This window comes from Streptomyces sp. NPDC045470 (assembly GCF_040646595.1).
Lineage (GTDB): Bacteria > Actinomycetota > Actinomycetes > Streptomycetales > Streptomycetaceae > Streptomyces.
This window is the reverse complement of the sequence record NZ_JBEZAN010000001.1, coordinates 17,714-36,154: the sequence shown is the minus strand read 5'-3', so window position 1 is coordinate 36,154 and position 18,441 is coordinate 17,714. Positions and strand designations below refer to the sequence as shown.

Sequence of the window (18,441 nt, the reverse complement as noted above, 5' to 3'; positions counted from 1 at the left end):
CACCCGTGCTTCCTGCGGAATTCAACCAACCAACCTCTGTCCCTTCGGATGCCGCCCCTCTACGATGCGTGATCCGGATCACTTACGCACCCTTTACCGCCGGGCTCCGCCGTCCGCCCTACGCCACCAGGAGATTCCGTGAGCACCGCACCACCGCCCACCGGCCCGGGGTCGCACCGGCCGCCGGACTTCGCCGAGGTCCAGGCGAGCGAGGAGTTCGGCGAACTGCGCCGTTCGTACCGTTCGTTCGCCTTTCCGCTCACCGTCGCCTTCATCCTCTGGTACCTGCTGTACGTGCTGCTCTCCAGCTACGCGGGCGGCTTCATGGGCACCAAGGTCTTCGGCAACGTCAACGTCGCCTTCGTGCTCGGCATCGCGCAGTTCGTGACCACCTTCCTCATCGCCTGGTGGTACGCCCGGCACGCCGCCGCGAAGCTGGACCCCAAGGCCGAGGCGATCAAGTCCCGGGTGGAGGGTGACGCATGAGCGCGACCGAGCGGATCACCGCCGGCACGGGACGGCTCGCCGACGGCGCCGCCCAGCTCGCCGCGGGCGGCGCGGGCGAGCACCGGACGCTGATCATCACCCTGTTCGCGGTCTTCGTCGCCGCGACGCTGGGCATCACCGTCTGGGCCGGGCGGCAGACCAAGGGCGCGGAGGACTTCTACGCGGGCGGCCGCCAGTTCAGCGGTTTCCAGAACGGCCTGGCGATCTCCGGCGACTACATGTCCGCCGCGTCCTTCCTCGGCATCGCCGGAGCCATCGCCCTCTTCGGTTACGACGGTTTCCTGTACTCCATCGGCTTCCTCGTCGCCTGGCTCGTGGCGCTGCTGCTGGTGGCCGAACCGCTGCGCAACTCGGGCCGGTTCACCATGGGCGACGTGCTCGCCTACCGGATGCGCCAGCGCCCGGTGCGCACCGCCGCCGGTGTCTCCACCATCATCGTCTCGATCTTCTACCTGCTCGCCCAGATGGCGGGCGCGGGCGCCCTGGTCACGCTGCTGCTCGGCATCACCAGCGAGACCGGCAAGATCCTGGTCGTCGTGCTGGTCGGCATCGTGATGATCCTGTACGTGTCCATCGGCGGCATGAAGGGCACCACCTGGGTCCAGATGGTCAAGGCCGTGCTGCTGATCGCGGGCACCCTGCTCATCACGTTCCTGGTGATGCTCAAGTTCAACTTCAACATCTCCACGCTGCTGGGCCGGGCGGCCGAGGAGAGCGGCAAGGGCGCCGCCTTCCTGGAGCCGGGCCTGAAGTACGGCGTGACCGCCACCTCGAAGATCGACTTCATCTCGCTGGGCATCGCCCTGGTCCTGGGCACGGCCGGACTGCCGCACATCCTGATCCGCTTCTACACCGTGCCCACCGCCAAGGCCGCCCGGAAGTCGGTGAACTGGGCGATCGGCATCATCGGCGTCTTCTACCTGATGACCATCGCGCTGGGCTTCGGCGCCGCCGCCCTGATCAAGCCCGCCACGATCATCGCGTCCAACAAGGCGGGCAACACGGCCGCCCCGCTGCTCGCCCAGGAGATCGGCGGCGGCGCCGACTCCACCGGCGGCGCGATCCTGCTCGCGGTGATCTCCGCGGTGGCCTTCGCGACCATCCTCGCCGTCGTCGCCGGACTCACCCTCGCCTCGTCCTCGTCCTTCGCGCACGACCTGTACGTCAACGTCATCCGCAAGGGGCAGGCCACCGAGAAGGAAGAGGTGTCCGCGGCCCGCTGGGCGACCGTCGGCATCGGTGCCGTCGCCATCGTCCTCGGCGTCTTCGCGCGCGGCCTGAACGTCGCGGGCCTGGTGGCCCTCGCCTTCGCCGTCGCGGCCTCCGCCAACCTGCCGACGATCCTCTACAGCCTGTTCTGGAAGCGGTTCACCACCCAGGGCGCGCTGTGGTCCATCTACGGCGGCCTGGCCTCCTCCGTCCTGCTGGTGCTCTTCTCACCGGTCGTCTCCGGCAAGCCGACCTCGATGTTCCCCGGCGTGGACTTCCACTTCTTCCCCCTGGAGAACCCGGGCCTGATCTCCATCCCGCTGGGCTTCCTGCTCGGCTGGCTGGGCTCGCTGCTGTCCAAGGAGGAGCCGGACGTGCAGAAGTACGCCGAACTGGAGGTCCGCTCCCTGACCGGCACCGGAGCGCACTGACCGCGGCGCTCCGTACGTCCGTAGCGATCCGTACGTCCGTACCGACGGCGGGCGGGGCGACGTCGTAGCTCCCTACGACGTCGCCCCGCCCGCCTCGTGACATCTCACCCGTGCTCGCTGTCAGACCCATCGCGTAGGCTCGAAAGCGAACTGATCGGACTCGGGCTGGGGGCTTCAGTGCTCATCGACACATTCGGGCGCGTGGCCACCGACCTGCGCGTATCGCTGACCGATCGGTGCAACCTGCGCTGCACGTACTGCATGCCGGAAGAGGGCCTGCAGTGGCTCGCCAAGCCCGACCTGCTCACCGATGACGAGATCGTCCGCCTGATCCGTACAGCCGTGACCGACCTGGGCGTCGAAGAGGTCCGCTTCACCGGCGGCGAGCCGCTGCTGCGCCCCGGGCTCGTCGGCATCGTGGAGCGCGTCGCCGCCCTGGAGAACCGCCCCCGGATGTCGCTGACCACCAACGGCATCGGCCTGGAGCGCACGGCCACGGCCCTGCGCGCCGCGGGACTGGACCGCGTCAACGTCTCCCTCGACACGCTGCGCCCGGACGTCTTCCGCGCCCTGACCCGCCGCAAGCGCCACGAGGACGTGCTGCGCGGCCTGGAGGCGGCCCGCGCCGCCGGTCTCACCCCGGTCAAGGTCAACAGCGTCCTGATGCCCGGCTTCAACGACGACGAGGCGCCCGACCTGCTGGCCTGGGCGATCGCCCACGACTACGAGCTGCGGTTCATCGAACAGATGCCGCTCGACGCCCAGCACGGCTGGAAGCGCACGGGCATGATCACCGCCGGTGACATCCTCGCCTCGCTGCGCACCCGCTTCACGCTGACCCCCGAGGGCCAGGAGGAGCGCGGCTCGGCGCCCGCCGAGCGCTGGACCGTGGACGGCGGCCCGCACCGCGTCGGCGTCATCGCCTCCGTCACCCGCCCGTTCTGCCGCGCCTGCGACCGTACGCGGCTCACCGCCGACGGACAGATCCGTACGTGCCTGTTCGCCACCGAGGAGACGGACCTGCGGGCGGCACTGCGCTCCGACGCCCCGGACGCGGAGATCGCGCGCATATGGAAGCAGGCGATGTGGGGCAAGAAGGCCGGGTCGGGTTTGGACGACCCGTCGTTCCTCCAGCCCGCGCGCCCGATGTCGGCGATCGGCGGCTGACCGCGGCCCTGGGCGGGTGCCGGCCGCGTCCCGGCCGGAACTGACCGAGGCCCGGACTGGAGGGCCGCGGCCGGACCGGAACTGACCGAGGCCCGAACCGGGGCTGACCGCAACGCAAACCGGGCTGACCGCGGTTGATCGCGGCCCGGACCGGCCGACGGAAGCCCCTCGCCCGTACCGGCTGTGCCAGAGGACGGACCAATGGCGGCAGTCGGCCACCGGCCGGGGCAGCCGTCGACAGCTCCGGGCACCGACCGGGCGATCAGCCGTCGGCCGGGTCCCCGCCCTCGGCCGGGCGGTCGGCGGCGCCCTTCTCCCACTCCTCCAGCGTCACGACATCCTTCAGGAACCCGCGCAGACCGAGGAAGTGGGACAACTGCTCGCGGTGCTCCTCGCAGGCGAGCCAGGTCTTGCGGCGCTCGGGCGTGTGCAGCTTCGGGTTGTTCCAGGCCAGCACCCACACCGCGTCGGCGCGGCAGCCCTTGGCCGAGCAGACCGGGGTTCCGGCCGCGGCTTCCGGCGCCCCGCCGGCCGTGCCGGGGAGACCGGGAAAGCCCGGCAGACCCGGGAAGTGCGGTGGTGCGGCATCGCCGGAGGAGGCGGAATTCGGGGCGTCAGGGGAGTTCACGGCCTCAACCCTACGTCGCCGCCGGAGCGGACATGGCGACGCCGGGCAGCCACGGGGGGAGCCGCCCGGCGTCGGTCCGTCGCTCCGACGGGGGATGCGGAGCGCGTACGCAGTATGTCACGCGAGAGTGGGCCCGGTGCACCGGAACCGCATGATTGATCTGAGCTTTTCTTGAGCTTTGCAGATCACGCTCGGCTCAACTCGGCTCCCGCCGCGGCCCGTCCGCTTCCGGCCCGGCCGCTTCCGGGACCGGTTCCGCCGGGCCGGCGGTGCTCCCGGGGCCCAGCATCGGCCGGGTGGGAGCCGGTATGAAGGTGGACGGCAGTGAACGTACGTTCTCCCGCCCCGCGTTGGCGATGACGACCGCGACGTACGGCAGCAGGATGCCCAGCGCCAGTGTGGCGATGGCCACGTGACGCTCGATGTTCCAGAGCACGGCGGTGAGCACGACGGCCACCGTCCGCAGCGACATCGAGATCACATAGCGCCGCTGCCGGCCCCGCACATCCTCGGTCAGCCCCTGCCGCGCTCCCGTGATCCGGAAGGCCTGGGCGCCGGTCTGCTTCCGCATCACGTTCCACCACCTGCTTGTCGTGCCGGATTCTCCCCGGTTCCGCACCGCTCCCACGTTACGCCGCGCCTGCGCCGCCTTCGAGACCGGGGCGCGATACGCCGTGGCCGGGTCCGCACCGCCGACCCGCGTACGGTCCGCTCCGGCGTGCGGCGTAGCCGGTCCGGGGCGAAACTGGCTGGGCACGCTCACGTGCGCGCGCCGCATTAGGAGGCGACATGACCTGGTTGTGGGCAATCATCGTCGGCCTGGTCCTGGGCCTGATCGCCAAGGCGATCCTCCCGGGCAAGCAGCAGATCCCGCTGTGGCTGACCGTGGTCTTCGGCATGCTCGGCAGCGTCCTGGGCAACTGGCTGGCCACCGGCATCGGGGTGAACGACACCAAGGGCATCGACTGGACGCGGCACCTGCTGCAACTGGTCGGAGCGGTCGTGGTGGTCGCCATCGGCGACCGGCTCTGGACGGCCATCCGCGGGCACGGGAGAGAAACGACCTGACCGGCCCCGCACGCGGAACGGCCGGTGCGCACAGCATGCGCACCGGCCGTCGCCGTACCCGGGGGCGGAACGTTCGTCCGCGCGCCCCGGTCCGTAACGATTAGCGGCCTTCGAGCTGCGCCAGCTTGCGGCCGGCCTTCAGGTAGGCCGCGCCGGACAGACCGGCGAGCTGCTCGGCCAGGACCTCGCCCAGCGGCCGGATCACCTCGGACTCGGCGAGCGTCAGCGTCTGCTGGCCCTCCGGGGCCTCCACGACCAGGCGCAGCGCGTTCTGCTTGGCCAGCCGCCGGGCCGCCGAGGCGCTCGGCGTGAACTCCAGGACCTTGGTCAGGACCGTGGCCACCGTCTCCGCGCCGTGCTCGGCGACGTCCACCGCCGGCAGGGTGCCGACGTCGGCGAAGGACTTCTTGGAGAACTGCGCCACGAACCCGGCGCGCGCGGCCATCGCCGCCTCCAGCCCGTACAGCGCCGTCACGACCTCGCCCGCCAGGATCTTCTTCAGGTCCATCGGGTGCAGCGTCTTGTCCGCCACCCGACCCAGCGCGACGGCGATCTCCTCGTCCGTCCACTCCGTCCACGCCTTCAGGTACGGCTCCATCAGCCGGTCCGGCACCGACATGATCTTGCCGAAGACGTCGTCGGCGGGGGCGCTCAGCCCCACGTAGTTGCCCTTGGACTTGGACATCTTGGCGCCGGTGCCGTCGGTGCCCTCGATCAGCGGCATCGTGACGACGAGCTGCGGCCGCTGCCCGCGCAGCTCCATGAGCTTGCGGCCCATCTGGAGGTTGAGCAGTTGGTCGGCGCCGCCCAGCTCCACGTCGCACTCCAGCGCCACCGAGTCCAGGCCCTGCGCGACCGGGTACAGCAGCTCCGTCATCGTCAGCCCGGAGCCGGACGCGAGGCGGTTCCTGAAGTCCTCGCGCTGGAGCAGTTGCGAGACCGGCACCTGGGCGAGCAGGCCCAGCAGCTCGGGGAAGGTGTACGGCGCCAGCCACTCGCTGTTCTGCCGGAAGCTGACCTTCTCGAAGTCGAAGAACGGCCGGACCTGGTCGCGGTAGCTGGCCAGGTTGGCGGCGATGTCCTCGTCGGTCAGCGGCGGGCGCTCGGCGGTACGGCCCGACGGGTCGCCGATCTTGGCGGTGAAGTCACCGATGATCAGCGTCACGTCGTGCCCGAGCCGCTGGAACCGGCTCAGGATGATCAGCGGCACCGCGTGCCCGAGGTGCACGTCGGTGGCGGTCGGGTCGATGCCCAGCTTGATGTGCAGACCCCGGCCCGCGGCGCGGCGCTCCTCGATCCGCTCGGCGAGCCGGTCCACACCCGGCAGCACCTCGACGGTACGGGAGGCGATCAGCTCGGCCTGTTCCTTGGCGGGCAGGTCCGTCAGGTCGAGATAGCGCCGCTCGCCCGTCTCCTTGAGCAGCTCCGCGACGGTGGCGTCGGCGGAGAGGTCTGCGGAGAGCAGCGAGCTGGCGCGGGCGACGGATTCGCCGAGGCGTGTCATGGCGTTCCTGATCGGTCGGTGTTCCCGTACGGGAGGACAGAGGGAGAGTCTATTAGAGCCGCCGCGCGGCCCCGGTGGAGCCCGTGGCCGGGCCCGTCGGGCGTCCGCCCGGCCCGGCCACGGGCCCCACCGACGTCACACCCCCGGACTGACCGAACTCATGTTGAAGTCCGGGACGCGCAGGGCCGGCATCGCCGCGCGGGTGAAGTAGTCGCTCCACTCCCGCGGCAGCGTGCGCTCCGTACGGCCCGCCTCCACCGCCCGCCCCAGCAGGTCCACCGGCGACTCGTTGAACCGGAAGTTGTTGACCTCACCGGTCACCTCGCCGTTCTCGACCAGGTAGACGCCGTCCCGGGTCAGCCCGGTGAGCAGCAGCGTCGCCGGGTCCACCTCGCGGATGTACCACAGGCACGTCAGCAGCAGCCCCCGCTCGGTGCCCGCCACCATCTCCTCCAGCGACCGGCTGCCGCCGCCCTCCAGCATCAGGTTGTCCACCCCCGGAGCCACCGGCAGCCCGGTCAGCCCGGCGCTGTGCCGGGTGGTCACCAGCCGCCGCAGCTCACCGTCGCGGACCCAGTCGGTCGGCTCCAGGGGCAGCCCGTTGTCGAAGACGGAGGCGTCGTCACCGGAGGCATGGGCCAGTACGAACGGCGCGCACTCCAGGCCGGGGGCGCCCGGGTCGCTGCGCAGCGTCAGCGGCAGCTCCGCGACCTTCGACCCGACGAGAGTCTCGCCGCCGGGCCGCGAGAAGACCGTACGGCCCTCCGCGGCATCTCGGCCCGTCGCCGACCACTGCTGGTACACGAGCAGGTCGGCGACGGCGGACGGCGGCAGCAGCGTCTCGTACCGCCCGGCCGGCAGCTCGACGCGGCGCGCCGCCCAGCCGAGCCGGGTGGCCAGCTCCGCGTCCATGGCCAGCGGGTCCGTGTCACGGAAGTCACGCGTCGACAGCCCCGTCCAGGCGGACCGGGCGCGGTCCGGGGACTTGGCGTTCAGCTCCAGCGTCCCGGTGGGCTGGTCGTGCCGCAGCCGCAGCCCCGTGGACGAGCCGAGGTAGGACGACACGACCTCGTGGAACGCGAACCCGTACAGCTCACGTCCCCCGTCCCTGGCCCGTTTGAACGACTCGCCCAGCGCCGGCGCGAAGGCGTCGAAGACCGCGGAGGACGTCTCGGCGGGGGCATCGGTGAAGTCCGGCGCCGGCGGCGCACCGGAAACCAGCGGCACGGCGTCCTCGGCGGGCCCGGCCGCCCGGGCGGCCGCCTCCGCCTCCCGCACCAGCGGCTCCAGATCGGCGGCGGTCACCGCGGCCCGCGACACCACGCCGGACGCGGTGCCCTGCCCGCCGTCGACGGTGGCGACGACGGTCAGCGACCGCCCACGGGTGACACCGTTCGTCGTCAGCGCGTTGCCCGCCCAGCGCAGATGGGCACTGGACCGCTCCTCGGCGATGACCACACACCCGTCGGCCCGGGACAGCTCCAGGGCCCGCTCGACGATCTCGTGGGGCGCGTTCCCCCGCGGCGTACGACTCCTCATCGGCCCGCCTCCTGTGCCGTGTTCAAGATACTGACGCCGGTGAACAGCGCCGACGGACACCCGTGCGACACCGCCGCGATCTGCCCCGGCTGCGCCTTCCCGCAGTTGAAGGCCCCTCCGAGGACGTACGTTTCCGGTCCTCCGACGGCCGCCATCGATCCCCAGAACTCCGTGGTGCTTCCCTGATAGGCAACGTCCCGGAGCTGCCCGCAAAGGCGGCCGTTCCGGATGAGATATGCCCTCTGCTGGGTGAACTGGAAGTTGTACCGCTGCATGTCGATCGACCAGGACCGGTCCCCGACGACGTAAATGCCGTGCTCCACCCCGGAGATCAGGTCGCGGGTGGACGGGCCCTTCGGGGCGGGTTGCAGGGACACGTTGGCCATGCGCTGGACGGGGACGTGGGCGGGGGAGTCGGCGAACGCGCAGCCGTTGGAGCGGGGGGAGCCGGTGAGGGCGGCGGTGCGGCGGTCGAGTTGGTAGCCGACGAGGGTGCCGTTCCTGATCAGGTCCCAGGACTGGGCGGCGACGCCCTCGTCGTCGTAGCCGATGGTCGCCAGGCCGTGCTCGGCGGTGCGGTCGCCGGTCACGTTCATCACCTCGGAGCCGTACGCCAGCGTGCCGAGCTGGTCGAAGGTGGCGAAGGAGGTGCCCGCGTACGCCGCTTCGTAGCCCAGCGCGCGGTCCAGCTCGGTGGCGTGGCCGATCGACTCGTGGATGGTCAGCCACAGGTTGGACGGGTCGACGACCAGGTCGTAGCGGCCGGGTTCGACGCCCGGCGCGCGCAGCTTCTCGGCGAGGTGGTCCGGCATCCGGTCCAGCTCGGCGGCCCAGTCGTAACTGCCGTCGGTCAGGTACTCCCAGCCGCGGCCCACCGGCGGGGCGAGGGTGCGCATCGAGTCGAACTCGCCGGTCGCCGGGTCCACGGCCACCGCCGTCAGTTGCGGTTGCAGCCGTACCCGCTGCTGGGTGGTGCCGGTGCCCGCGGTGTCCGCGTAGAACTTGTTCTCCTGGACGGTCATCAGCGAGGCGTCCGCGTGTGCCACGCCCGGTGCGGCCAGCAGCCGGGCGCTCCACTCCGCCAGCAGGCCGGTCTTGTCGGCGTCCGGTACGTCGAACGGGTTGATCTCGTACGAGGAGATCCATGTACGGTCCGGATAGGCGGGTTCGTCCGCCAGCTCGACCCGTTCGGTGGCGCCCGCCGCCTCGATGACCTTGGCGGACAGCTTCGCCATCGCCACCGCCTGCCCGGCCACCCGCGCCGCGGCGTCCATCGTCAGGTCGACGCCGGACGCGAACCCCCAGGCCCCGTTGTGCACCACGCGCACCGCGTAGCCCAGGTCCGTGGTGTCGGACGCCTCCGAGGGCCGGGCGTCCCGCAACCGCCAGGACGCGCTGCGCACCCGTTCCAGGCGGAAGTCCGCATGGGTGGCGCCCAGCGCGCGGGCCCGCGCCAGCGCGGCGTCGGCCAGCGCGTGGAGCGGCAGCGCGAGGAAGGTCTCGTCGATCGAACGAGGTGTGACAGGCAAGGCGTCCTCCCGTGGTCGGCGCCATGAATCATGCCCTGCCCGGAGCCCCCGGCCCACCCCGTGGGGGAACCCCGCCGCGGCGTCTTCTGTAGGGACCCGACAGTGACCGGCGTGCGCGCCTGTCCGGGCTCGATTCTCCGTACGAGGCCGGTGACCGATAGTTTCGTAGCGAACGCAGGTCGGACAGGACACGGAAAGGGTGATCTCTTGAGCCGCTCGGTTCTGGTCACCGGAGGCAACCGCGGCATTGGCCTCGCCATCGCCCGGGCCTTCGCCGAGGCAGGCGACAAGGTCGCCATCACCTACCGCTCGGGGGAGCCGCCCGAGGGATTTTTGGCCGTGAAGTGCGACATCACGGACGCCGAGCAGGTCGAGCAGGCCTACAAGGAGATCGAGGAGAAGCACGGCACGGTCGAGGTGCTGGTGGCCAACGCCGGCGTCACCCGCGACCAGCTGCTCATGCGGATGACCGAGGAGGACTTCACCTCGGTCCTCGACACCAACCTCACCGGCACCTTCCGGGTGGTCAAGCGCGCCAACCGCGGCATGCTGCGGGCGCGCAAGGGCCGGGTCGTGCTGATCTCGTCCGTCGTGGGCCTGCTGGGCTCCGCGGGCCAGGCGAACTACGCCGCCTCCAAGGCCGGGCTGGTGGGCTTCGCCCGCTCGCTCGCCCGTGAGCTGGGCAGCCGTAACATCACCGTCAACGTCGTCGCGCCCGGTTTCGTCGACACCGACATGACCCGCGCGCTCAGCGACGAGCAGCGGGAGGGCATCATGAAGCAGGTGCCGCTGGCGCGTTACGCGCAGCCCGAGGAGATCGCCGCCTCGGTCCGCTTCCTGGCCTCCGAGGAGGCCGCGTACATCACCGGAGCCGTCATTCCCGTCGACGGCGGATTGGGCATGGGTCACTGATCAGCATGAGTGGAATCCTCGCAGGCAAGCGCATCCTGGTCACCGGGGTCCTCACGGACGCCTCGATCGCCTTCCACGTCGCCAAGCTGGCGCAGGAGGAGGGTGCCGAGGTCGTGCTGACCGGGTTCGGCCGGCTCTCCCTCGTCGAGCGCATCGCCAAGCGGCTGCCGAAGCCCGCTCCGGTCATCGAGCTGGACGTGCAGAACAAGGAGCACCTGGACGGCCTGGCCGCCAAGGTCACCGAGCACTTCGGCGACGACCAGCTCGACGGTGTCGTGCACTCCATCGGGTTCGCCCCGCAGGACGCGCTGGGCGGCAACTTCCTGAACACCGAGTGGGAGTCGGTCGCCACGGCCGTCGAGGTCTCGGCGTACTCCCTCAAGGCCCTGACCATGGCGCTGCTCCCGCTGCTGGAGAAGCGCGGCGGCTCGGTCGTCGGCATGGACTTCGACGCGCAGATGGCCTGGCCGAAGTACGACTGGATGGGCGTCTCCAAGGCGGCGCTGGAGGCCACCTCCCGCTACCTGGCCCGTGACCTGGGCCCGAAGAACATCCGCTGCAACCTGGTCTCGGCGGGCCCGATCAAGTCGATGGCCGCCCGCTCGATCCCCGGCTTCGAGGAGCTGACGGACGTGTGGTCCACCCGCGCCCCGATCGGCTGGGACCTCACCGACCCGGAGCCGGCCGGCCGCGGCGTCGTCGCGCTGCTCTCGGACTGGTTCCCGAAGACCACCGGCGAGATCGTCCACGTCGACGGTGGCGTGCACATGATGGGCGCCTGACGCCCGTCAGCGCCTGAACAGCCGCAACGCTGCCCGTCCCGGTCCGCCGGGGCGGGCAGCGTGCGTCGTACGGGGCTCAGCCACCGGCCCGGCAGCCGAAGGGGTGGAGGCTCGCCTCGGTCGCGGCCCGCTCGTCGTCGCCCGCGCGGATCGCCGCCACCAGCCGCGCGTGGTCCACGTGCGCCTCGGGCCGCAGCACGTCGCCCACGTCGGCGCGCAGGAACTCCCGCAGTACGCCCCCGAGGTCGGCGTACAGCTCGGCCAGCACCTCGTTGTGCGAGGCCGCCACGACCGCCATGTGCAGCGTCGCGTCGGCCTCCACGAACGCCGTCGCCGCGCCGGACTCCCAGGCCCGCTCGCGCCGCTCCAGCGCGGCGTCGAGCTGCCGCAGGTCCTGGTCGGTGCGGCGCCGGGCGGCCAGCCGGGCCGCCGTCGCCTCCAGCGCGCTGCGCAGCTCCGCCACGTGCTCGGGGTCGGCGTCCGCGAAGCGGCGGTTCATCACCCCGGCCAGTTCGCTGGTCGCGGCCACGTACGTGCCCGACCCCTGGCGGATGTCCAGCAGGCCGTTGTGCGCCAGGGCCCGTACGGCCTCGCGGACGGTGTTGCGGGCCACCCCGAGCTGTTCGACCAGTTCGGGCTCGGTCGGAATGCGGGAGCCCACCGGCCATTCACCGGACGTGATCTGGGCCCGTAGCTGGGTGATCACCTGGTCCGCCAGCGCGGAGCGCCGGGGCGAGGTCAGTGGCATGTCAGCGCTCCAGAAAGACGGGAACCGGAAGTCCGGCAGGGGGCACCGCGAGAGGATAGCGAGCGCCGGGGCCGGGGGGCCGGGTGCCCGGGCGCGAATTCATTGGACAGGCATTCATCCCATGATTCTATGATGCTGTCCATGACAGACGACTCCCTCGCAACCCTCGGCCCCGGAGCGGGAGCCCCGGACATCCCACCGGAGCGGCACCCGGCCGAACGGCCCGGGCCCGCCGCGGCGCCGGAGCCGGCCCGCGCCCCGGCCGCCCGGCGAGGACTGCCGTTCCTCATGGTCGCCGGCCTGGTCCTGGCCGCCCTCAACCTCCGCCCCGCCATCACCAGTCTCGGCCCGCTCATGGAGGAGGTCCGGTCCGGCCTGGGCATGAGCGCCACCGTGGCCGGGCTGCTCACCTCCGTACCCGCCCTGTGCTTCGCGGTCTTCGGCACCGCCGCCCCGCGGCTGGCCCGGCGCTGGGGCCCCGGCGCGATCGTCTGCGCCGGGATGGCCGCCATCGCGGCGGGTGTCGTCGTACGGCCCTACACCGGCAGCACCGCCGGCTTCCTCGCCGCCACCACGCTGGCCCTCGCGGGCATCGCGGTCAGCAACGTCCTGCTGCCGGTGGTCATCAAGACCTGGTTCCCGGACCGCGTCGGCCCGCTGACCGGCCTGTACTCGATGGCGCTCGCCCTGGGTACCTCGCTGGCCGCGGCACTGACCGTCCCCGTCACGTCCGCGCTCGGCGGTAGCTGGCAGTCCGGCCTCGTGGTGTGGGCGGTGCTCGCCGTCCTCGCCGTCCTGCCCTGGCTCACGGTCGTCCGCGGCCGTGGGGGAGACGGCGGGCCCGCCGCCCGGCAGCCCGCCGCACCGGCCGCGGCGCTGCGGGTCAGCACGTCGCCGACCGCCTGGGCGCTGGCCGTCTTCTTCGGCCTCCAGGCCACCGCCGCGTACATCACCATGGGCTGGATGCCGCAGATCTTCCGCGACGCCGGGGTCCCGGCGGGCACCGCGGGCGTCCTGCTCGCCGTCACCATGGCGATGGGCGTACCGCTGTCCTTCGTGCTGCCCCGGGTGGCCGCCCGGATGCGCAACCAGGGGCCGCTGGCCGTCGGGCTCGGCATCTGCGGGCTGGCCGGCTACGCCGGGCTGTGGCTGGCCCCCGCCTCCGGAGCCTGGGCCTGGGCGCTGCTGCTCGGCATCTCCAACTGCTCCTTCCCGCTGGCCCTGACGATGATCGGGATGCGCTCGCGCAGCGCCGAGGGCGTCGTACGGCTGTCCGCCTTCGTACAGAGCGTCGGCTACCTGATCTCCATCCCCGGCCCGCTCCTGGTGGCCACGCTCTACCAGCACAGCGGCGGCTGGGGGCAGCCCATCGCGCTGATGGCCGGGCTGATGGTGCCCCAGATGGCGGTCGGGATGCTCGCGGGCCGGGACCGCCGGATGGAGGACGAGGCCAAGGTGCGACACTGAAGCCATGCCAGTGCTCGAACCGAATCCGCCGGGCGGACAGAAGAAGCTGCTCATCGTCCTGGGCGCGATGCTCGCCGTGACCGCCGTCATCGCCGTCATCGCGAGCCTCGCCTCCCCCTGACCCGGCCGACGTACCGGAGCCCCGGCCGGCGGCCGGCCGTGCCGGGGGAAGAGGGCGACGGTGGGGACAGCCCCACCGTCCCCTAGGGGGCCAGGGTCAGGGGCAAGTGGGTGGCGTACCGGATGGGAACGGCCCCCGCGGGACCGTAGGTTCGGAGCACACCGTGCCGCTGCGGTGGGCGCGGTCGCACCACGCGGCCGCGTCGTCCCCGCCGAAGTCCCCGGAGGCCACCGATGTCCGCCGTCTCCAGCAGGCCGTCCGTATCCCGCCGTCCGGGCGCGCGCACGGGCCTGTCCTGGTGGGCCGTGGCCCTCGCCGTCGTCTCCTTCGTCGCGCTGCTCGGCGTGATGACGGCACCGTCCACGGCGCACGCGGTGAGCGCGTCCCAGAGCCTGGCGCCCGTACTGGAATTCCTTGCCCGCCTCGTCGGCATCGGCGGCTGAGAGCCTCGGGCACAGCCCGGTGACGGCGCCGTCCCGGAAGAGCGTTCACCCTGCGGAGGGAGCGCCTCAACACCTCGCGCCCCGCGCTGCGTTTCGTGCGAAGCTGGACACATGAGCGCCGAAACACCTCGCCGGATTGTCCTTCTTCGCCATGCCAAGGCCGACTGGTCGCAGGAGAGCGACCACGAGCGCCCCCTCGCGGAGCGAGGCCGTAAGGACGCCCCGGTCGCCGGTCACTGGCTGGCCGGAGCCGGGATCACCCCCGACCTGACCCTGTGCTCGACCGCCGCGCGGACGCGCGAGACCTGGAAGCTCGCCGTGAGCGAGCTGCCGCAGCGTCCCAGGACCGTCTACGAGGAGCGGCTGTACGAAGCCTCCCTCGGTGAACTGATCGCCGTGCTGAACGAGACCTCCGACGACGTGACCGACCTGATGCTGGTCGGCCACAACCCCGGGATGCACGCCCTCGCCGACGCGCTGGCGGGCGAGGCCGAGGGCGACCTGCTGGCGCGGATGAACCGCAGCGGCTTCCCGACCTCCTCGATCGCCGTACTGACCTTCACCGGCTCCTGGAAGACGGTCGAGCACGGCGTCGGCCGCCTGGTGGCTTTCTGGGCGCCGCACGCCTGACCGGGTGCCCCGGCCGCACCGGACGGACGAGGGCTCCGGCGCCGTGTGCGCCGGAGCCCTCGTGCGTGTCCGGGGGAGCGGGAGGCAGGATCAGCCGTCGTGCGGGCCCGGAGGGAGGGAAGGCTCTCAGTCGTCGTGCGGGCCCGGAGGGGGGAGGCGGCTCTCAGTCGTCGTGCGTGTCCGCCGCCTCGACCTCTTCACGGGTGATGCCCAGCAGGTACAGCACGGTGTCCAGGAACGGCACGTTCACCGCCGTGTGCGCGGCCTGGCGCACCAACGGCTTGGCGTTGAAGGCGACGCCCAGGCCCGCCGCGTTCAGCATGTCCAGGTCGTTGGCGCCGTCGCCGATCGCGACGGTCTGCGCGAGCGGCACACCTGCCTCGTGCGCGAAGCGGCGCAGCAGCCGGGCCTTGCCCGCCCGGTCCACGATCTCGCCGGTCACCTTGCCGGTGAGCTTGCCGTCCACTATCTCCAGCGTGTTGGCGGACGCGAAGTCCAGCCCCAGCTCCTCCTGGAGCGCGTCGGTGACTTGGGTGAACCCGCCCGACACGACACCGACTTGGTAGCCCAGGTGCTTCAGGGTGCGCACCAGCGTCCGCGCGCCGGGAGTCAGCCGTACCTCCTTGCGCACCAGCTCCACCACCCCCGCGTCCAGCCCCTTCAGGAGCGCGACGCGCGCGTGCAGCGACTCCTCGAAGTCCAGCTCGCCGCGCATCGCGGCCGCGGTGACTTCGGCGACCTCCCGCTCGCAGTCCGCGTGCGCCGCGAACAGCTCGATGACCTCGTCCTGGATGAGGGTGGAGTCCACGTCCATGACGACCAGCCGCTGCGCCCGGCGCTGCAACCCTGAGGCGACCACCGCGACATCCACGCCGAGCGCGGCCGCCTCGGTGGCCAGCGCGGTGCGCAGCGGCTCGGTCGGGGTGCCGGAGACCGCGAACTCGACCGCGGTGACGGGGTACTTGGCGAGCCGGAAGATACGGTCGATGTTGCCGCCGGTGCCGGTGATCGCGGCGGCGATGGCGGCGGTGGACTCCGCGGTGAGCGGGTGGCCGAGCACGGTGACGTGCGAGCGGCCGGTGCCGCGCGGCCGGTTGTCGCCGATGCCGGAGATGATCTCAGCCTGGAGGTTCAGCGACTCGGCCCAGCTGTGCACGGTGGCGCGCAGGTCGCCCTCGGTGACGCCGGACGAGCCGCCGGCCGGTACGGGGGTGGTGACCAGGACGCACAGCACGATGCGGCCCCGGGTGACCACCTGCTCGATGTCGACGACGTCGACGGAGTAGGCGGCGAGAGTGTCGAAGAGCCCGGCGGTGATGCCGGGCCGGTCCTTGCCGAAGATCTTGACGAGAAGGGTCGGTACGTCGTCGCCCGGTACGGCGGTGGCAGGCGGGATCTGCGATGCGCTCATGGTGCTCTTACGGTAACCGGCCCGCGCCGGCCGCCGTACAGGTGTCCGTGGTACGGACGGGCCCCTGCCCGGCGCCCTGCTCAGCCCTCCGCCCGCTCACCTCCTGCCCAGCGGCCTTCTCCTGGCTGTCCGGGTGGCGGCGGCCCTTGAGGTGGCTGCTCAGGCGGCCTCTCGGGAGTCCCCTCAGACATCCTCCTCGGCCGGGCCGTCGGCCGGGTCCTCGCGCCGCTGCCGCGGCCTGCCGCGCGGCTTCGGCGGCACCGGGGGACGCGGGGGAGGCGGCGGCCGGTGCCCGCCACCCACCGTGGGACGCGACTCGGGCGGCGGCGGGGCCTCCGGCGGCCTGCTCCCGGGCCGACGGACCGTCGGCGCCGCGTGCCCGGCGGGCGGCGGGCCCCAGTCCGGGGTGTGCGGGGGCTGCTCCGGCGGTGGCGGCCAGGTCTGGGTCTCCGGCATGGGCCCCGGCGGTGGCGTGGGCCAGCTCTGCCTGCGCGGCGGCTCACCGGCTGCCGGCGGCCCGCCGGGGGACGTCCCGGGCGGCTTCGCCTCCTGTGGCGGGCGCATGTAGGGGTTGGTGTCGGCGTGCGGTGGCCGGTAGGCGGGGGAGGGGGTGTACGGGCCGGGCCGGTAGGCGGCGTCCGGGTAGTCCTGGGCGCCGGGCTGCCCGTGATCCTGCATCCGAGCGTCCTGCATCCGGGAGCCCTGGGCGCGGGAATCGTGTGTACGGGAGCCCCGCATCCGGGAATCCTGCGTACGGTGCTCCCGCATACGGCCCCCATGATCCCCGGCGCCCTCCCGCCCGTGCTCACGCCCGCCCTCCGCCAACAGCTCCGCGTCTCCGGGCAGCCGTACCGCACGTCGCCCCGCGGCCCCGGTGGCGCATGCCAGCAGCCCTCCCAGCAGGCCCGCCGCCGCTCCCCACACCGCCCCCAGCGCGAACGCCGCCGGCACGCTCCCGCGCAGCTCCAGACCCGCGCCGAAGGCGTCGAACCCGAAGACGGACAGGCTCGCGTCGGCCGAGACGCCGGTCAGGTGGGCCCACAGCGGCAGGGTCAGCGCCGTCAGTCCGCCCAGACCGGCCGCGCACCGCAGGGCGAACGGCAGCGTCCGGACGCCCGCCCTCGGCGTACGGACCGCCGTGAGCACGCCCGCGAGCAGCATCATCAGCGCGGCGGCCACCGGCAGCAGCCACACCCTGCCGTCCAGCTCGGCGAGCCTTCCGACGGTCAGCGGGATGTCGTTCCGCCCGTCGAGCAGCCGGTCCACGGGGTCGGGCAGGAACCGGGTGAGTACGCCGGACGCGCTGCCGTGCCAGGGGACGAGCAGGCCGAGCGGAATGCCGAGCCAGACGCCGTTCGGGGCGGCGAGCAGCGCCGCGCCCAGGACCCGCCGCGGATGGTCGTCGCCGACGGCCGCGTACCCGGCTGCCGCCAGACCCGCGGCCACCGCGACCAAGGCCACCGTGACCAGCGCCGACGCCGCGGGCCGCACGTATCGGTGGGCCGCCTCCAGCGCACGGGGCAGCGGCGCACGCCGGGACGCCAGCACCGCGACGGCCAGTACCCCCAAGATCCACACCGTGCCGCCGGCGAGGGAGGCGCCGGTGTCCACGGCGAACCCGACGGACGCCTCGGCGCCGATGAGATCGGCGATCCGGCCGGGCAGCCCACCGCTGTCCCCGCCGTCGCCGATCCCGAGGTCGCCTAGGCCGTCGCGCAGCCGGTCCAGCAGTCCGCCGTCGCCGCTGCCGCCTCCCGAGCCGCTGCCACCGCCGCCGATCAGCCCGCCCAGTCCGGCCAGCGTCTTGCCGTCGATCGTCACGGAGTCGTGGCCGGCCCAGGCCAGGAAGGCCAGCAACGCGATGAACAACCCCGCCGACGCACCGATCCTGGCGGCCAGTTCACCCCACCCGATCGTCGCGCCGGCCCGGCGCAGTGAGCGGGCGAACACCCACCCCAGCACCAGCGCGCCCACCAGCCCCACGCCCAGCGGGGCGAGGTCGACGGCGGCCCGGGCGGCCTGCCCCTCCAGACCGAAGGCGCTCACATCGCCCGACGGTGTCACCGAGCCGCCCACGGCCAGCACCACCGCCGCGGCGGTCAGCGGCCCGAGCGACGCCGCCGAGTCGGCGCCCAGCAGGTGCAGTCCCAACGCGGCCACCCCGGCCATCGCCAGGAACGCCCAGCTGACCGCGGCGACGGCGGACAGCAGCACATCGCCCCAGCGGATTCCCGCGGTCCTCGCGGCGGTCATCGACAGCCCCCGTTCCCAGACGGCTCGCCCCGAACGCGCGAGATGCCATGATCCGTGCGCATCCGTGGGCGCTTACCACTCTCCGTGGGCCT

Annotated in this window: 18 protein-coding genes; 10 read left to right on the top strand and 8 right to left on the bottom strand. The window is 72.5% G+C overall.

Features of this window, described 5'->3' with window-relative positions:
* Positions 1 to 138: 138 nt before the first annotated feature.
* The 3 genes from AB0A97_RS00180 to moaA all read left to right on the top strand — a co-directional run bounded on the left by AB0A97_RS00180 (position 139) and on the right by moaA (position 3,314).
* Positions 139 to 486, top strand: a complete 348-nt coding sequence (locus tag AB0A97_RS00180; protein WP_361142247.1) for a DUF485 domain-containing protein — start codon at positions 139 to 141, stop codon at positions 484 to 486.
* Positions 483 to 2,147, top strand: coding sequence for a cation acetate symporter (locus AB0A97_RS00175; protein WP_361142244.1), 1,665 nt, complete (start codon positions 483 to 485; stop codon positions 2,145 to 2,147). The genes AB0A97_RS00180 and AB0A97_RS00175 overlap by 4 nt, the downstream gene beginning before the upstream one ends.
* A gap of 177 nt (positions 2,148 to 2,324) precedes the next feature.
* Positions 2,325 to 3,314 carry a GTP 3',8-cyclase MoaA gene (gene moaA, locus AB0A97_RS00170; RefSeq protein ID WP_361142241.1) on the top strand — a complete coding sequence of 330 codons (990 nt, stop codon included), beginning with the start codon at positions 2,325 to 2,327 and terminating at the stop codon, positions 3,312 to 3,314.
* A gap of 262 nt (positions 3,315 to 3,576) precedes the next feature.
* On the opposite strand, the gene AB0A97_RS00165 is transcribed toward moaA, so the two are convergent.
* Together AB0A97_RS00165 and AB0A97_RS00160 are read right to left on the bottom strand one after the other, a co-directional pair.
* The gene (locus AB0A97_RS00165; protein ID WP_361145090.1) at positions 3,577 to 3,876 is read right to left on the bottom strand and encodes a hypothetical protein; all 300 of its coding nucleotides are present in this window, start codon (positions 3,874 to 3,876) and stop codon (positions 3,577 to 3,579) included.
* Positions 3,877 to 4,138: 262 nt separating this feature from the next.
* A complete protein-coding gene (locus tag AB0A97_RS00160) occupies positions 4,139 to 4,513 on the bottom strand; it encodes a DUF3099 domain-containing protein (RefSeq protein ID WP_361142238.1) in 375 nt (124 codons plus the stop codon).
* A gap of 218 nt (positions 4,514 to 4,731) precedes the next feature.
* Here AB0A97_RS00160 and AB0A97_RS00155 point away from each other — a divergent pair, with 218 nt between their 5' ends.
* The gene (locus tag AB0A97_RS00155; protein ID WP_361142235.1) at positions 4,732 to 5,010 is read left to right on the top strand and encodes a GlsB/YeaQ/YmgE family stress response membrane protein; all 279 of its coding nucleotides are present in this window, start codon (positions 4,732 to 4,734) and stop codon (positions 5,008 to 5,010) included.
* A gap of 100 nt (positions 5,011 to 5,110) precedes the next feature.
* Here the strand turns inward: AB0A97_RS00155 and tyrS are convergent, their stop codons facing one another.
* From tyrS to AB0A97_RS00140, 3 genes are all read right to left on the bottom strand, one after another.
* Positions 5,111 to 6,514 (bottom strand): tyrosine--tRNA ligase, encoded by a 1,404-nt coding sequence (gene tyrS, locus AB0A97_RS00150; protein ID WP_361142232.1) that lies wholly within the window; start codon positions 6,512 to 6,514, stop codon positions 5,111 to 5,113.
* Between the two features lie 135 nt (positions 6,515 to 6,649).
* Entirely contained in the window at positions 6,650 to 8,053 is a 1,404-nt protein-coding gene (locus tag AB0A97_RS00145) for a metallopeptidase TldD-related protein (RefSeq protein ID WP_361142229.1), read from the bottom strand.
* Positions 8,050 to 9,582 (bottom strand): TldD/PmbA family protein, encoded by a 1,533-nt coding sequence (locus tag AB0A97_RS00140; RefSeq protein ID WP_361142226.1) that lies wholly within the window; start codon positions 9,580 to 9,582, stop codon positions 8,050 to 8,052. Before AB0A97_RS00140 ends, AB0A97_RS00145 begins: the two co-directional genes overlap by 4 nt.
* A 207-nt stretch (positions 9,583 to 9,789) precedes the next feature.
* On the opposite strand from AB0A97_RS00140, the gene fabG reads away from it, so the two are divergent.
* Together fabG and fabI are read left to right on the top strand one after the other, a co-directional pair.
* Complete coding sequence (fabG, locus tag AB0A97_RS00135) at positions 9,790 to 10,494, top strand: 3-oxoacyl-[acyl-carrier-protein] reductase (RefSeq protein WP_361142223.1); 705 nt, start codon at positions 9,790 to 9,792, stop codon at positions 10,492 to 10,494.
* 5 nt (positions 10,495 to 10,499) lie between these two features.
* Positions 10,500 to 11,276, top strand: coding sequence for an enoyl-ACP reductase FabI (fabI, locus tag AB0A97_RS00130; RefSeq protein ID WP_030021378.1), 777 nt, complete (start codon positions 10,500 to 10,502; stop codon positions 11,274 to 11,276).
* Between the two features lie 76 nt (positions 11,277 to 11,352).
* Here the strand turns inward: fabI and AB0A97_RS00125 are convergent, their stop codons facing one another.
* Entirely contained in the window at positions 11,353 to 12,024 is a 672-nt protein-coding gene (locus AB0A97_RS00125) for an FCD domain-containing protein (protein WP_361142220.1), read from the bottom strand.
* Positions 12,025 to 12,165: 141 nt separating this feature from the next.
* Here AB0A97_RS00125 and AB0A97_RS00120 point away from each other — a divergent pair, with 141 nt between their 5' ends.
* From AB0A97_RS00120 to AB0A97_RS00105, 4 genes are all read left to right on the top strand, one after another.
* On the top strand, positions 12,166 to 13,491 hold the full coding sequence (locus AB0A97_RS00120; protein WP_361142217.1) for an MFS transporter: 1,326 nt from the start codon (positions 12,166 to 12,168) through the stop codon (positions 13,489 to 13,491).
* Positions 13,492 to 13,495: 4 nt separating this feature from the next.
* Positions 13,496 to 13,612 carry an SGM_5486 family transporter-associated protein gene (locus AB0A97_RS00115; RefSeq protein WP_275126387.1) on the top strand — a complete coding sequence of 39 codons (117 nt, stop codon included), beginning with the start codon at positions 13,496 to 13,498 and terminating at the stop codon, positions 13,610 to 13,612.
* Positions 13,613 to 13,845: 233 nt separating this feature from the next.
* Positions 13,846 to 14,055, top strand: a complete 210-nt coding sequence (locus tag AB0A97_RS00110; RefSeq protein ID WP_361142214.1) for a hypothetical protein — start codon at positions 13,846 to 13,848, stop codon at positions 14,053 to 14,055.
* 111 nt (positions 14,056 to 14,166) lie between these two features.
* Positions 14,167 to 14,685, top strand: coding sequence for a histidine phosphatase family protein (locus AB0A97_RS00105; RefSeq protein WP_361142212.1), 519 nt, complete (start codon positions 14,167 to 14,169; stop codon positions 14,683 to 14,685).
* A gap of 163 nt (positions 14,686 to 14,848) precedes the next feature.
* Here the strand turns inward: AB0A97_RS00105 and serB are convergent, their stop codons facing one another.
* Together serB and AB0A97_RS00095 are read right to left on the bottom strand one after the other, a co-directional pair.
* Positions 14,849 to 16,096, bottom strand: a complete 1,248-nt coding sequence (gene serB, locus AB0A97_RS00100) for a phosphoserine phosphatase SerB (protein ID WP_361142209.1) — start codon at positions 16,094 to 16,096, stop codon at positions 14,849 to 14,851.
* A gap of 183 nt (positions 16,097 to 16,279) precedes the next feature.
* Positions 16,280 to 18,349 carry a streptophobe family protein gene (locus tag AB0A97_RS00095; RefSeq protein WP_361142206.1) on the bottom strand — a complete coding sequence of 690 codons (2,070 nt, stop codon included), beginning with the start codon at positions 18,347 to 18,349 and terminating at the stop codon, positions 16,280 to 16,282.
* Positions 18,350 to 18,441 lie beyond the last annotated feature (92 nt).

Bases quoted from the DNA above. Each gene is read 5' to 3' on its own strand.
- AB0A97_RS00160 (WP_361142238.1), bottom strand. From the start codon at position 4,513: ATGCGGAAGCAGACCGGCGCCCAGGCCTTCCGGATCACGGGAGCGCGG.
- AB0A97_RS00115 (WP_275126387.1), top strand. From the start codon at position 13,496: ATGCCAGTGCTCGAACCGAATCCGCCGGGCGGACAGAAGAAGCTGCTC.
- AB0A97_RS00095 (WP_361142206.1), bottom strand. From the start codon at position 18,349: ATGACCGCCGCGAGGACCGCGGGAATCCGCTGGGGCGATGTGCTGCTG.
- AB0A97_RS00110 (WP_361142214.1), top strand. From the start codon at position 13,846: ATGTCCGCCGTCTCCAGCAGGCCGTCCGTATCCCGCCGTCCGGGCGCG.
- AB0A97_RS00155 (WP_361142235.1), top strand. From the start codon at position 4,732: ATGACCTGGTTGTGGGCAATCATCGTCGGCCTGGTCCTGGGCCTGATC.
- AB0A97_RS00125 (WP_361142220.1), bottom strand. From the start codon at position 12,024: ATGCCACTGACCTCGCCCCGGCGCTCCGCGCTGGCGGACCAGGTGATC.
- serB (WP_361142209.1), bottom strand. From the start codon at position 16,096: ATGAGCGCATCGCAGATCCCGCCTGCCACCGCCGTACCGGGCGACGAC.
- AB0A97_RS00105 (WP_361142212.1), top strand. From the start codon at position 14,167: ATGAGCGCCGAAACACCTCGCCGGATTGTCCTTCTTCGCCATGCCAAG.
- AB0A97_RS00175 (WP_361142244.1), top strand. From the start codon at position 483: ATGAGCGCGACCGAGCGGATCACCGCCGGCACGGGACGGCTCGCCGAC.
- AB0A97_RS00120 (WP_361142217.1), top strand. From the start codon at position 12,166: ATGACAGACGACTCCCTCGCAACCCTCGGCCCCGGAGCGGGAGCCCCG.
- tyrS (WP_361142232.1), bottom strand. From the start codon at position 6,514: ATGACACGCCTCGGCGAATCCGTCGCCCGCGCCAGCTCGCTGCTCTCC.
- AB0A97_RS00145 (WP_361142229.1), bottom strand. From the start codon at position 8,053: ATGAGGAGTCGTACGCCGCGGGGGAACGCGCCCCACGAGATCGTCGAG.
- fabI (WP_030021378.1), top strand. From the start codon at position 10,500: ATGAGTGGAATCCTCGCAGGCAAGCGCATCCTGGTCACCGGGGTCCTC.